Origin of the sequence: Aureimonas jatrophae (genome assembly GCF_900104035.1) — a bacterium.
GTDB classification, from domain to species: Bacteria; Pseudomonadota; Alphaproteobacteria; order Rhizobiales; family Rhizobiaceae; genus Aureimonas; species Aureimonas jatrophae.
Window position 1 is genome coordinate 159,693 of record NZ_FNIT01000002.1, and the last position, 14,397, is coordinate 174,089.

The 14,397-nt window shown below is 69.9% G+C and carries 8 protein-coding genes; 5 read left to right on the top strand and 3 right to left on the bottom strand.

What is annotated here, in order from left to right; translation table 11 throughout:
* Window positions 1-6: 6 nt before the first annotated feature.
* The 3 genes from metH (at window position 7) to BLQ76_RS05230 (ending at window position 8,266) form a co-directional block, all read left to right on the top strand.
* The gene (gene metH / locus BLQ76_RS05220; protein ID WP_090670040.1) at window positions 7-3,777 is read left to right on the top strand and encodes a methionine synthase; all 3,771 of its coding nucleotides are present in this window, start codon (window positions 7-9) and stop codon (window positions 3,775-3,777) included.
* Between the two features lie 113 nt (window positions 3,778-3,890).
* Window positions 3,891-5,129 (top strand): efflux RND transporter periplasmic adaptor subunit, encoded by a 1,239-nt coding sequence (locus BLQ76_RS05225; protein ID WP_090670043.1) that lies wholly within the window; start codon window positions 3,891-3,893, stop codon window positions 5,127-5,129.
* A gap of 56 nt (window positions 5,130-5,185) precedes the next feature.
* Complete coding sequence (locus BLQ76_RS05230; RefSeq protein WP_244519516.1) at window positions 5,186-8,266, top strand: efflux RND transporter permease subunit; 3,081 nt, start codon at window positions 5,186-5,188, stop codon at window positions 8,264-8,266.
* Window positions 8,267-8,273: 7 nt separating this feature from the next.
* Here BLQ76_RS05230 and BLQ76_RS05235 read toward each other — a convergent pair whose 3' ends face one another.
* From BLQ76_RS05235 to BLQ76_RS05245, 3 genes are read right to left on the bottom strand one after another with little or no spacing between them, the layout of a single operon-like run.
* Window positions 8,274-9,026, bottom strand: a complete 753-nt coding sequence (locus BLQ76_RS05235; RefSeq protein WP_090670049.1) for an SGNH/GDSL hydrolase family protein — start codon at window positions 9,024-9,026, stop codon at window positions 8,274-8,276.
* A complete protein-coding gene (locus BLQ76_RS05240; RefSeq protein ID WP_090670052.1) occupies window positions 8,972-10,111 on the bottom strand; it encodes an OpgC family protein in 1,140 nt (379 codons plus the stop codon). Before BLQ76_RS05240 ends, BLQ76_RS05235 begins: the two co-directional genes overlap by 55 nt.
* Window positions 10,112-10,133: 22 nt before the next feature.
* The gene (locus tag BLQ76_RS05245) at window positions 10,134-11,342 is read right to left on the bottom strand and encodes a glycosyltransferase family 2 protein (protein ID WP_342028238.1); all 1,209 of its coding nucleotides are present in this window, start codon (window positions 11,340-11,342) and stop codon (window positions 10,134-10,136) included.
* Between the two features lie 89 nt (window positions 11,343-11,431).
* Here BLQ76_RS05245 and BLQ76_RS05250 point away from each other — a divergent pair, with 89 nt between their 5' ends.
* Window positions 11,432-13,711 carry an NADP-dependent malic enzyme gene (locus tag BLQ76_RS05250; RefSeq protein WP_090670054.1) on the top strand — a complete coding sequence of 760 codons (2,280 nt, stop codon included), beginning with the start codon at window positions 11,432-11,434 and terminating at the stop codon, window positions 13,709-13,711.
* Window positions 13,708-14,394 carry a GntR family transcriptional regulator gene (locus tag BLQ76_RS05255; protein WP_090670057.1) on the top strand — a complete coding sequence of 229 codons (687 nt, stop codon included), beginning with the start codon at window positions 13,708-13,710 and terminating at the stop codon, window positions 14,392-14,394. The genes BLQ76_RS05250 and BLQ76_RS05255 overlap by 4 nt, the downstream gene beginning before the upstream one ends.
* Window positions 14,395-14,397: the final 3 nt, after the last annotated feature.

A 14,397-nucleotide genomic window follows, 5' to 3' on the forward strand; every position in this document is an offset into this window, starting at 1 on the left:
TCCGCCATGTCGAGCGCTTCCGAGACCCTGTTCGCCCCGCGCGCGAGCCACCGCGACGATCCGATGACCGCGCTGCGCAAGGCGGCGCGCGAGCGCATCCTCATCCTCGACGGCGCGATGGGCACGCAGATTCAAGGGTTGGGTCTGGGCGAGGAGCATTTCCGAGGCGACCGCTTCGGTGACTGCGCGTGCCATCTTCAGGGCAACAACGACCTTCTCGTCCTGACCCAGCCGCGTGCCATCGAGGACATCCACTTCGCCTATCTCATGGCGGGCGCCGACATCGTCGAGACCAACACGTTCTCGGGCACCACGATCGCGCAGGCCGACTACCAGATGGAGGCGGTGGTCTACGAGATGAACCGGGAGGGGGCGGCGGTCGCCCGCCGCGCCGCCATCCGCGCGGAGGAGGCGGACGGGCGCCGGCGCTTCGTGGCGGGCGCGGTCGGCCCGACGAACCGGACGGCCTCGATCTCGCCCGACGTCAACGATCCCGGCTTTCGCGCCGTCACGTTCGATCAGCTGCGCGAGGCCTATGCCCAGCAGATCCGGGGCCTCGTCGACGGCGGCTCCGACATCGTCCTGATCGAGACGATCTTCGACACGCTGAACGCCAAGGCCGCGATCTTCGCCGCCGAAGAGGTGTTTGCGGAGGCGCGCATCCGCCTGCCCGTGATGATCTCGGGGACGATCACCGACCTGTCGGGCCGCACCCTGTCGGGCCAGACGCCGACCGCCTTCTGGCACTCCGTGCGCCACGCCAAGCCGTTCACGATCGGCCTGAACTGCGCGCTCGGCGCCGAGGCCATGCGCCCGCATCTCGCCGAGCTGTCCGGCGTCGCCGACACGTTCCTTTGCGCCTATCCCAACGCGGGTCTGCCCAATGAGTTCGGCCAGTACGACGAGACGCCGGACGCGATGGCGCGGCAGGTGCGCGGCTTTGCTGAAGAGGGCCTGATCAACGTGGTGGGCGGCTGCTGCGGGTCTACCCCTGAGCACATCCGCGCGATCGCCGACGCCGTCGCGGGCCTGCGGACGCGTGAGGTTCCCAAGCTCCATCCCGTGATGCGCCTGTCGGGCCTCGAGCCCTTCGCGCTGACGAGCGACATACCCTTCGTGAACGTCGGCGAGCGCACCAACGTCACGGGCTCGGCCCGATTCCGCAAGCTCGTCACGGCCGGCGACTACCCGGCCGCGCTCGAGGTCGCGCGCGAGCAGGTGGCGAACGGCGCTGTGGTGATCGACGTCAACATGGACGAGGGCCTGATCGACTCGCGCAAGGCGATGGTCGACTTCCTGAACCTCGTCGCCGCCGAGCCCGACATCGCCCGCGTGCCGGTGATGATCGACTCGTCGAAGTGGGAGGTGATCGAGGCCGGGCTCCAGTGCGTCCAGGGCAAGCCGATCGTCAACTCGATCTCCATGAAGGAGGGGGTGGAGAGCTTCCTCGAGCACGCGCGCCTGTGCCGCCTCTACGGCGCGGCCGTGGTCGTCATGGCCTTCGACGAGGAGGGCCAGGCCGACACGCTGGAGCGTAAGCAGGCGATCTGCCGGCGCGCCTACGATCTTCTCGTCGCCGACGGTTTTCCGCCCGAGGACATCGTCTTCGACCCCAACGTCTTCGCGGTCGCGACCGGCATCGAGGAGCACGACGGCTACGGCGTCGCCTTTATCGAGGCCGCGCGCTTCATCCGCGAACAGCTTCCGCATGCCCATGTATCGGGCGGCGTGTCGAACCTGTCCTTCTCGTTCCGCGGCAACGAGCCCGTGCGCGAGGCCATGCACGCCGTGTTCCTCTACCACGCCATCCAGGCGGGCATGGACATGGGCATCGTCAACGCGGGCCAGCTGGCGGTCTACGACGCGATCGACCCCGAGCTGCGTGAGGCCTGTGAGGACGTCGTGCTCGACCGTCCCGGCCGAGGCGGCCAGTCGCCGACCGAGCGCTTGCTGGAGCTCGCCGAGCGCACCAAGGGCCAGGGCGGGCGCGAGGCGAAGGCCAAGGATCTCTCGTGGCGCGAGGGTCCGGTCGAGGCGCGCCTGGCCCATGCTCTCGTCAACGGCATCACCGAGTTCATCGAGGCCGACACGGAAGAGGCCCGCCTCCGGTCCGAGCGTCCGCTCCACGTGATCGAGGGTCCGCTCATGGCGGGCATGAACACGGTCGGCGACCTCTTCGGCTCGGGCAAGATGTTCCTGCCGCAGGTGGTGAAGTCCGCGCGCGTCATGAAGCAGGCGGTCGCCCATCTCCTGCCCTTCATGGAGGAGGAGAAGCGGCTGAACGGGGGCTCGGAGCGCTCCACCGCCGGCCGTATCCTGATGGCGACCGTGAAGGGCGACGTGCACGACATCGGCAAGAACATCGTCGGCGTCGTGCTCGGCTGCAACAACTACGAGGTGATCGACCTCGGCGTCATGGTGCCGGCCGCCAAGATCCTCCAAACGGCGCGAGAGCGGCAGGTCGACGTGATCGGCCTGTCCGGGCTGATCACGCCCTCGCTCGACGAGATGGTGCACGTGGCGGCCGAGATGGAGCGCGAGGGGCTCGACATCCCGCTCCTCATCGGCGGCGCCACGACGAGCCGCGTGCATACGGCCGTGAAGATCGACCCGCGCTATCATCGGGGCCAGACGGTCTACGTGACCGACGCCAGCCGCGCCGTGGGCGTCGTGTCCGCGCTGCTCTCGCCCGAGACGCGGGAGAGCTACGCGGACGGCATCCGTGCCGAGTACCGGAAGGTCGCCGAGGCGCATGCCCGCTCCGAGGCCGAGAAGCGGCGCATGCCGCTTGTCGAGGCGCGCGCCAACGGCGTCGCGATCGATTGGACGGACTACCGGCCGCCGCGCCCGAGCTTCCTCGGCACCCGCGTCTTCGAAACGTGGGATCTTGCCGAGCTCACGCGCTACATCGACTGGACGCCCTTTTTCCAGACCTGGGAGCTGAAGGGCCGCTATCCCGCGATCCTCGAGGACGAGAAACAGGGCGAGGCCGCGCGCCAGCTCTTCGCCGACGCGCAAGCCATGCTGAAGCAGATCGTCGAGGAGCGGTGGTTCAACCCGCGCGCGGTGGTCGGCTTCTGGCCGGCGAACGCGGTCGGCGACGACATCCGCCTCTTTGCCGACGAGGCGCGAGACGAGGAGCTTGCGACCTTCTTCACGCTGCGCCAGCAGATCGCCAAGCGGACCGATCGGCCGAACGCCGCGCTTGCCGACTTCGTGGCGCCGCTGGAGACGGGGCTCGCCGACTATCTCGGCGGCTTCGTCGTGACGGCGGGCCCGCAGGAGGAGGCGATCAGCAACCGCTTCGCCAAGGCGAACGACGACTACGCGGCGATCCTCGTCAAAGCCCTAGCCGACCGTCTGGCCGAAGCCTTTGCGGAACGGATGCACGAGGTGGTGCGGCGCGAGCTCTGGGGATACGCGACCGACGAGCGCTTCGCGCCCGAGGACCTCATCGGCGAGCCGTACGACGGCATCCGTCCCGCGCCCGGCTATCCCGCCCAACCCGACCACACCGAGAAGGTGACGCTGTTCGGATTGCTCGACGCGCAAAACGCGGCGGGCGTCGAGCTCACCGAGTCTTACGCCATGTGGCCGGGCTCCTCGGTGTCGGGCCTCTACCTCTCGCATCCCGCGAGCTACTATTTCGGCGTCGCCAAAGTGGAGCGCGACCAGGTCGAGGACTACGCGCGGCGTAAGGGCATGGCGGTGGCCGAGGTCGAGCGCTGGCTCGGGCCGGTCCTCAACTACGTGCCAACGGAGCGGGCGGCGGCTTGAGGTCGTTGCATTGCGATAATTTAAGGCGACCATCGCTTTCCCAGGCGATCACGCGACCATAACATTCAGGTGAAGTGGTCGCGCCGTCGCGCGATCCGCAAGGATCGAGCCGCATGCGCCGCTGGTTCATTCTCACCCTTGTGGTCCTGATCGTCGCCGCTGTCGTGGAGCGGGATCGTCTGGTGCCCTACCTGCCGCCCGCCTTGTCCGCGTATCTGCCGGCGCAGGATGGCGGGCAGGGCGGCTCCGGTGGCAAGGGCGGCGGTGGACGTGGCCGTTCGCAGGGCGGCCTCGTCACCGTGGCGGTCGCCACCGCCGCGGACGGCTCGCTGCCGATCCTGCGCGACTCGATCGGCTGGGTGCGGCCCGTCGCCTCGACGGTGCTGACCAGCGAGACGGCCGGCACGGTCGCCGAGATCGCTGTCGGCGACGGCGCCGTCGTCAAGGCGGGTGACCTCGTGGCCCGGCTCGACGACCGCTCCGCCGGGGCGCTGGTCGCCAAGGACGAGGCGGCGGTGGCCCGCGACCAGGCGACGCTGGACGCCGCCAACGACTCGCTGGCCCGGATCGAGCGCCTCGTCGCGTCGGGCGCGGCCACCAGCCAGGCGGGCGACGACGCCCGCACGGCGGTGCGCAGCGCGACCGCCACGGTCGCGGTGGACCGCGCCGCGCTCGCTGCCGATCAGGTGGCCCTCGACAAGACGCAGGTGCGCGCGCCCTTCAACGGGCGGCTCGGCGTTATCTCGCCCTCGCTCGGCACGCTCGTGACGCCGGGCACCGCGATCGCGACGCTGACGCAGGTCTCGCCCGTCCTGGCCGAGTTCTCGCTGCCCGAGAACGACCTCGACCTCCTTCAGGCCTCGCTGAAGGCCGGTACGCTTCAGGCGACCATCGACCCGCCCGGCGACAGCACGCCTGCCCGGACCGGCCCGGTGGTGTTCATCGACAACGCCATCGACCAGGAGTCCGGCACGATCCGCCTGCGCGCGCGCCTTGGCAACGACGACGGCGCGCTCGTGCCCGGCCAGTCGATCGCCGTGCGCGCCCAGGCCGGCGTCGAGAGCGGGCTCGTGCTGGTGCCGGGGGTCGCGGTCGAGCCGCGCGAGGACGGCTCCGCGGTCTACGTGGTGGGCGCCGACAACACGGTCGAGGTGCGTCCCGTCACCTTGGCCCTGAGGGTCGGCGACGAGGCGGGGCTCTCGGCCGGCCTCAAGGCGGGCGAGCGCGTCGTCACCGAAGGGCAGGGCGGTCTGCGGGCTGGCGCGCGCGTCGAGGTGAAGGAGGCCGCGCCCCAGCCGGCGGACGGCGGCCCCGTGGCGACAGCCGACAAGCCGGCGGAGGATAAGTCGTGAACTCGACGCTCTTTATCCGTCGGCCCGTCGCGACCATCCTCCTGTCGCTCGCCGTGATGATCGCGGGACTGGCCGCCTACCGGCTCCTGCCGGTCGCCGCCCTGCCGCAGGCCGACTTCCCGACGATCAGCGTCTCGGCGCAGCTCGCCGGCGCCTCGCCCGATACGATGGCGAGCGCGGTCGCGACACCGCTCATCAAGCAGTTCGAGACGATCGCGGGCATCGACACGATCTCGGCCCGGTCCTCGCTCGGCAACACCTCGATCACGCTGCAGTTCGACCTGTCGCGCGACATCGACGCGGCGGCCGCCGACGTGCAGGCTGCGATCGCGCGCACCACGCGCCAGCTGCCCGACAACCTCACGACGCCGCCGAGCTACCGCAAGGCCAACCCGGCCGACGCGCCGGTCCTGCTGCTGGCGCTCGTGTCCGACGGCGCGCCGCTCACGAAGGTCGACGACCTCGCCGAGAACGTGGTCTCGCCCGCGCTTTCCACGGTCTCGGGCGTCGCGCAGGCGCAGGTCTACGGCTCCAAGACCTTTGCGGTCCGGGTCGGCGTCGACCCCGTGCAACTCGCCGGGCGCTCGCTCTCTATGAATCAGGTCGCCACGGCGCTGCGCGCCGCCAACGACCAGACGCCGGTCGGCACGCTCCAGACGCCGACGCAGACCCTCACCGTCGACGCGCCGACGCAGCGCACCGAGGCCGACGAGTTCCGCACGCTCGTGATCGCGCGCCCGAACGGCCAGGTCGTGCGGCTCGGCGACGTCGCCACCGTCACCGACAGCGTGTCCAACACGCGTCAGGGCTCCTGGCTCGACGGGCAGCCCGCAATCGTGCTCGCCGTCCAGCGCCAGCCCGGCGCCAACACCGTGGAGGTGGTGGACGCCATCCGCGCCAAGCTGCCGGAGATCGAGGCGAGCCTGCCGGCCTCCATGCATGTCGAGGTCACCAACGACGCCTCGCGCTCGATCTCGGCAGCGGTGGAGGACGTCCAGTTCACCTTGATGCTGACGATCGCTCTGGTGATCCTCGTGATCTACCTGTTCCTCGGGCGTGTCGCGGCGACGCTGGTGCCGGCCGCCGCCGTGCCGTTGTCGCTGGTCGCGACCTTCGCGGCGATGTACGCGCTCGGCTATTCCGTGGACAACCTGTCGCTGCTGGCCTTGACCCTGTCGGTCGGGCTCGTGGTGGACGATGCCATCGTGATGCTGGAGAACATCGTGCGCCATACCGAGGAGGGCGCGACGCCGATGCAGGGCGCGCTCCAGGGCTCGGGCGAGGTCGCGGGCACGATCGTGTCCATGTCGCTGTCGCTGGTCGCCGTGTTTCTGCCGATCCTCCTGATGGGCGGCGTGGTGGGGCGCGTGCTTCTCGAGTTCGGCATGGTGGTGACGCTGGCGATCCTCGCCTCGGCCGTCGTGTCCCTGACGCTCACGCCGATGCTCGCCGCGCGCCTCCCTCATTCGGGACCGCCGACGCGCGGCCTTGCCTTCCGCTTCGCGCAGGGCTTCGACCGCGTGACGGCCGGCTATGGCCGCGCGGTCGGCTGGTGCCTGCGGCGACAAGGCTTCGTGATCGCGATCTTTCTTCTGTCGTTCGGCGCCTCGGCCTGGCTGATGGCGGACCTGCCGCGCTCCTTCTTTCCGCAGGAGGATACGGGGCTGCTCACGATCTCGACGCAGGGACGCCAGGACATCTCCTATGATGCCATGTCGGCGCTGCAGAGCCAGGCGGCCGCCGCGGTCGCGGCCGACCCGGCGGTTCTCCACGTCACCTCGACGCTCGGCGGCGGTCCCGGCGGCTCGGCCACCAACAGCGGCAACATGTTCGTGCAGCTGCGCGACAAGGCCGAGCGCCCGCCGCTGGAGCGCACGCTCGCCTCGCTGCGCCGCGAGCTTGCGCAGATTCCGGGCCTGCGCTCGTTCCCGACGCCGGTGCAGAGCCTGCGCTTCGGCGGTCGCTCCTCGCAGAGCCAGTACCAGCTCGTGGTGCAGTCGCTGGATGCGGCCGCCGCGCGCGACTGGTCGGGCCGGATCGAGGACAAGCTGCGCGCCGACCGCGCGACGTTCACGGATGTCGCGACCGACCTTCAGGACGACGGCCTCCAGGCCCGCATCGTCGTGGACCGCGACCGGGCCGATGCGCTCGGCATCTCGGCCAGCGACCTTCGCACCGCGCTCGAGGCCGGTTTCGGCACGCTCGCCGTCACGCAGATCCAGTCCACCGGCAACAGCTACGACGTGATCCTCGAGTATCGCGAGGACTTCGGCTGGGACGAGAACGCGCTCAGCGCGATCCGCGTGGCGGGATCGGGCGGCCAGCTCGTGCCGCTGGCGAGCTTTGCCCAGGTGGAGCGCGCGAGCGGTCCGGTCACGGTCAACCAGACGGGGCAGCTGACGTCGGTGACGCTCTCCTTCAACCTGCCTGCCGGCGTGTCGCTCGGCACCGCCACGGCCCGCGTCACCGCGATCGAGAGCGAGATCGGCCTGCCGGCCACCGTGTTCACGACCTATGGCGGCACGGCGCAGGTCTTCCAGCAGGCGACCGGCAATCTCGGCCTCCTGATCGGGGCGGCGGTACTCACGATCTACATCGTGCTCGGGATCCTCTACGAGAGCTTCCTTCATCCCCTGACCATCCTGTCGGGGCTGCCCTCGGCCGCGCTCGGGGCGCTCCTGTCGCTGGAGCTGCTCGGCTTCGATCTGTCGATCATCGCGGTGATCGGCCTTCTGATGCTGATCGGCATCGTGAAGAAGAACGCGATCATGATGATCGACGTGGCGCTGGAGCTGCGCCGCGAAGGCCATCTGAGCGCGGGCGAGGCGATCCGCGAGGCGGCGGTGCGTCGCTTCCGCCCGATCATGATGACGACCTTCTGCGCCCTGATCGGCGCGCTGCCGATCGCCATGGGCACGGGGGCTTCGTCGGAGCTGCGTCAGCCGCTCGGCGTCGCGGTGGTGGGCGGGCTGCTGGTCAGCCAGGTGCTGACGCTCTTCATCACGCCCGTGGTCTTCGTTCAGGTCGAGCGGCTCGGCGGCTGGCTGCGGGGATGGGGCCGGCGGCGCGCGCGGGGTGCCGGGTCGCCCGCAACGGCGGAGCCCCATCCCGGCACCCTGCCGGCCGCGGCCGAGTAGCGCGTCTTCAACGCACGACGCGCGAGATCGCCTCGGCCATGAGATCCAGCGCGCAGGGACGTTGGTCGGCCACCGACAGGATGCGCGGGGCGTCCTCGGACAGGTAGCGCATCGCCGCGTAGCGGCGCAGCACGGGCACCTGCTCCTCCTGCCCGATCGCGGCGATCTCGCTGACGTAAGGGGCATAGAGGCTTTCGTGCTGGACACGCGGCACGAAGGGCGGGTCCACCAGAAGAAGGTCGGCGCCCGCCGCCTCGCTCCAGGCGAGCGTCGCGTCGAGCGCGTCTCCGAAGGCGCCGACGTCGCTGGAGGCCAACGCGTCGCGCACGCCCACCGGCCAGACCACGAGGTCGGGCTTCACCTGCTGGAGGATGCGCCGGATGCTTTGCCCGTCCTCGACCGCGAGACCTGCCGAGGAGACGGCGGCGATCTCGAAGCGCGCGCCCGGGATGCGACGCTCCAGCGCCGCCTCAAGAACGCGATGGGCGGTCGCGCTCGCGTCCATCATCACGACGCGAACGGGACGCCGGTCGGTGATCAGCGTCTCGGTGCGGTCGAGCCCGCCGGTCAGGCGCAGGAACTGGTCGGGGACCTGGCAGGCCGAGCCGACCGCCGGAGCCGCGACGGTTTGCGCGATGGCCGGCTGCGCGACGGACGGCGCGGGCGCCTTCGCCGCGCCGTTGCCGCCGAGCGCGAGGGCCGCCGCTACCGCGCCGGCGACGAGGCCGGCGAAGAGGAGGGGCTTCGCGATCGCTGCCATTCGAGGACTCCCGCAAGACACAACTGGATAAGGATGCCGCCGCCCACCAGAACGCCGTCCGCCGCGACGTCGTTTCCGGTCTGGGTGCGGATCATCTGCCCTAGGATGGCGAGGATCGTTCCCAGCGAGAAGACCGAAAGCGAATGACGCCCGAGCACCACGAAGGGGCGGGCCGCGCGGCTGCGCGCGAGCCACCCCTCCAGCGGCAGGCGCGAGACGACGAGCGCCAGCGCGAGAACGTGGAGGAGGCGCGGCAGGGTCAGGTAGGTCTTGTCGAACTCGAACGCGAAGCGCGGCAGCCAGGACGGGTTCCAGCTGGGCCGGAAGCCGCTGACGATCCAGACAGCGGAGACAAGCACATAGACGAGGGCGGCCGCATCGAGGAGCATGGGCGCGCCGCGAGGCTCTCCGGTCGCGATCCGTTCGCCCACCAGGATGCCGACCACGAACAGGAACTGCCAGGTGAAGGGGTTCAGAAACCACCAGCCGCCCACAGGATAGGTCGGAACGTTCAGCCAGAGAAGCTGGGCTGCGAGATACAAGCTTCCGGACGCCAAGAGCAGCGCCATGCGCCCGAGGCGCACGCGCACGACAAGGAAGACCGGCGCCGCCGCCAGAAGCGCGATGTAGACCGGCAGGATGTTGAGATAGGCCGGCTGGAGGCCGAGCGTCGCCAGCCCCATCAGGCTCTCGACCGTGTCGTTGATCAGGACGTCGAGACTCAGCATCTCGTAGAAGCGCAGGTCGCCTGTGATGGCCACCGTGCGCGCGATCACCGCCGCGCTGAGGATCACGAGCACGATCTGCGCCATGTAGAGCTGGAAGGCGCGCTGCAGGATGCGGAAGGCTCCGGCCATGCCGCGCCCGGCCCGGAACAGCGGCAGGTACACGAACGCCACCGCCACGCCCGCCAGGAGCACGAACACCTCGGTCGCATCCGAGAAGCCGACGTTGCGATGCGTGAAGCGCTCGAAGGCGTTGCCGGGCATGTGGTTCACGAAGATCGTCAGAAGCGCGAGCCCGCGCCAGAAGTCGATCGACAGAACGCGCCGCGTGCCCGGCGTTGGGGAGATGGCATGCGTCATGCTGTTCGTATCCGTCCTCCGTCTAGCGAGACGGACGGGTCAGGCCCCTGATGGCCGCGCGCAACCGCGTGACGGTCGGGCGCAGGTGGTAGATCCGCCGGGCATGCCGACTGTCGAGGGCGCGCAGATGAAGCCCCAGGCGCCACTTGAAGAAGCCCGACACGGTGGGCTGGTCCCGAATGATGGCGACGTAGTCCGCCGCCAGTCGCAGGTAGGTCTCGCGGTTCGCGGCGTATTTGCCCTCCCGCCTCGTCGCGGCCTCGATCGCCTCGCTGAGGAAGATCTCCTGGAAGCGGGGGATGATCATGTCGCGAACGAAGAAGCGGCCCTTGGCCTCGTCGTCGGGGAACATGCCGACGAGCTTGCGGAAGTAGCGAAAGCGCGAGAGCGCCATCTTGGGGCTGTAGGACGTGCTCTCGGAATGGATGCACCAGACCGTGACGGCCTTGGGCGTGAAATGGTTCGTGTAGCCGGCTCGAAAGATGCGCAAAAACAGGTCGTCGTCCTCGTAACCCGTGAACTGCGGGTCGAAGCCGCCGACCGCCTCGAAGGCCTCGCGGGAAACGAGGGCCGCCGAGGGAAGCACGAACATGTCGCCCTTGATCAGGTCGATCACGTCCGTCTTGGGATGCCGGGCGTGATGGGTCACGATGCTCGTGCGCACCACCGACCCGTCTCCCTCGGCCTCGAAAAGCTCCCCATAGACCCAGCCGAAATGGGGATCGTTGCGGGGAACGGCGCGGCTGAGGTCGCGGATATGGTGCCCGAGAAAGAAGTCGTCCTGGTCGAGAAAGCAGATGTAGGGGGCGGTGGTCGATGCGACGCCGGCATTGCGCGCGGCGCCCTGGCCGCCATTCTGCGTGTGCAGAACCCGGAAGCCCAGACGCTCGGCAAGCGCGTCGAGCGCGGCGCCCTCTTCGGCACGCGAGCCGTCGTCCACCACGACGAACTCCGCCGGCGCCGCACTCTGCTCCAGCACGCTGCGCACAGCGCGCTCGATCGTGTCGGAGCCGTTGTAGAACGGAATAACAACGGCAACCGGTAGGGCTGGTCGGGTTGCGAACGCAGGCTTGGCTTTCAGAACATTCTTCCTTGAGGTCTCGAAGCACGGTGCGAACGGGAGGCGGGACGGCACCGACCGGCCGAGGGGAAATCGAAGGACTAAGGGAGAATCATAGTACGGTACAATTATGAAATGCAGTCTTGCGGGCAGATCGGCCGACTTGTCCACCAAGGGTTGTAAGGTTGACGCGGGGGCCCAGCCCGCCGAAACAGGGTGGGCCGGACGGGAGGCGTCCGCGGATCGCAGGGAGGAATCGGATGGCCGACGAGAAGCGCAGGAGCGGCATCCGCTTCACACCCGCCGAGGCGCTCGCCTTCCATGCCGAAGGGCGTCCGGGCAAGCTGGAAGTCCAGCCGACCAAGCCGATGGCGACCCAGCGCGACCTGTCGCTGGCGTATTCGCCGGGCGTCGCCGTGCCGGTGCTCGCCATCGCGGAGGACCCCGCCAAGGCCTTCGACTACACGACGCGCGGCAACATGGTGGCCGTGATCTCGAACGGCACCGCGATCCTCGGGCTCGGAAACTTGGGCGCGCTCGCCTCCAAGCCCGTGATGGAGGGCAAGGCCGTCCTCTTCAAGCGCTTCGCCGACGTCGATTCCATCGACCTCGAGCTCGACACCGAGGACCCTGACACGTTCATCGAGGCCGTGCGCTATCTCGGCCCCTCGTTCGGCGGCATCAACCTCGAGGACATCAAGGCCCCCGAGTGCTTCATCATCGAGCAGCGCCTGCGCGAGCTGATGGACATCCCGGTCTTCCACGACGACCAGCACGGCACCGCCATCATCGCGGCCGCCGGCATCATCAACGCCCTGCACCTGACGGGCCGCGACATCCGCGACATCAAGCTCGTGTGCAACGGGGCGGGCGCGGCCGGCATCGCCTGCATCGAGCTCGTGAAGGCCATGGGCGTGCCGCACGACAACGTCATCCTGTGCGACACGAAAGGGGTCATCTTTCAGGGGCGCACGGAAGGCATGAACCAGTGGAAGTCGGCCCATGCCGCGCGCACCGACGCGCGCACGCTGGCCGACGCGATGGCGGGGGCCGACGTCTTCTTCGGCGTCTCGGCCAAGGGCGCGCTCTCGGCCGAGATGGTGCGCTCCATGGCGCCCAACCCGATCATCTTCGCCATGGCCAACCCCGATCCCGAGATCACGCCGGAGGAGGCCCACGCCATCCGCGACGACGCGATCGTGGCGACGGGGCGCTCGGACTATCCCAACCAGGTCAACAACGTCCTCGGCTTCCCCTACATCTTCCGCGGCGCGCTGGACGTGCGCGCCACGCAGATCAACGACGCCATGAAGATCGCGGCGGCCCAGGCGCTGGCCGACCTTGCCCGCGAGGACGTGCCGGACGCCGTCGCCTCGGCCTACAAGGGCGCGGGGCGACCCCGCTTCGGACGCGACTACATCATCCCCGCGCCCTTCGATCCGCGCCTCATCACCCACGTGCCCGAGGCGGTGGCGCGCGCTGCGATGGAGTCGGGCGTGGCGCGGGCCGAGATCGCGGACTGGGACCGCTACCGCAACCAGCTCGCCTCGCGGCGCGACCCGACGGCCGGCACGTTCCAGAACCTCTTCGCGCAGCTGCGCCAGCGCCCGCGCCGCGTGGTGTTCGCGGAAGGCGAGGAGGCGCAGGTGATCCGCGCCGCCGCCTCCTATGTCGCGCAGGGGCTCGGCCGGGCCGTTCTCGTCGGGCGCGAGGATGCCGTGCGCGAGGCCGCGCGCGAGGCCGGCGTCGAGCTGCGCGAGGGGCTGGAGATCGTCAACGCGCGCCTTTCGACGCGCAACGACCGCTACTCCGAGTATCTCTACAAGCGCCTGCAGCGCCATGGCTACCTGCAGCGCGACTGCCACCGCCTGATCAACACCGACCGCAACCACTTCGCCGCCGCGATGGTCGCGCTGGGCGACGCCGACGCCATGGTGTCGGGCCTCACGCGCAACTACTCCGTCGTGCTGGAGGACGTGCGCCACGTCTTCGACGAGCGCGCCGGCGAGAGCGTGATGGGCGTCTCGATCGTGATCGCCAAGGGGCGCACGACCTTCGTGGCCGACACCGCCGTCCACGCCATGCCGTCCGCCGACGAGCTCGCCCAGATCGCGCGCCAGGCCGCCGGCTTCGCCAAGCGCCTCGGCCACGAGCCGCGCGTCGCCTTCCTCGCCCACTCCACGTTCGGCCACCCGCCGTCCGAGCGCTCCGAGCGCGTGCGCGAGGCGGTGCAGATCCTGGAGCGGCAGGGCGCGGACTTCGAGTTCGACGGCGAGATGGCGGCCGACGTCGCGCTCAATCCGGAGCTGATGGCGCTCTACCCCTTCTGCCGCCTCACCGGCCCCGCCAACGTCCTCGTCATGCCCGCCTTCCACTCCGCCTCGATCGGCACGAAGATGGTGCAGGAGCTCGGCGGCTCGACCGTGATCGGTCCGGTCCTGATCGGCTTCGACAAGGCGGTGCAGATCGTCAACCTCGGCGCGCGCGACACCGACATCCTCAACATGGCCGCGTTCGCCGCGTTCTCGGCCGGGGAATGAGCGAGGCCGCGGCAGGAGAGGGCGGCGAGGCCGCCGGCTGGCGCCTCGATCCCGCCCTGCCGCTCGGCGAGGCCGTGTACCGGGCCCTGCGCGACGCGTTGCACGACGGGCGTCTCAAGCCGGGCGATCGCCTGCGCGAGGAGGAGATCGCGCGCCGCCTCTCGGTCAGCCGCACGCCCGTGCGCGAGAGCTTCAACCGGTTGCTCGCCAAGCGCTTCGTGGAGCCGGCGGGCGGGCGCGGCCTCCTGGTTCGCCGGCTCGACGCCGCCGAGGTGATGGAGCTCTACGTGATGCGAGAGATCCTGGAAGGGGCGGCCGCGCGTCTCGCTTCGCGCCAGGCCTCGGAGATGGAGATCGAGACGTTGCGCGACCTCGAAGCGCTGTTCGAGGAGGCCGCAACGGAAGACGCACGGGCCCGCGCCAACCACGCGCTGCACGATGCGATCGCCCGGGTCGCGCGCAACCGCTACCTCGATGCCAGCCTCGAGGAGCTCAAGGACGCGCTGCCGCTTCTCGGCCGCACGACCTTTTCGGTGCCGACGCGCCCGGATGCGGCGGCGGCCGAGCATCGCCTTGTGGTGGAGGCGATCGCCCGGCGCGACGCGGACGCGGCGGAGGTTGCGGCGCGCGCCCACATCCGTGGCGCGCTGCGCGCGCGGCTCGTCGTGATGCGCGAAGGCTAGACG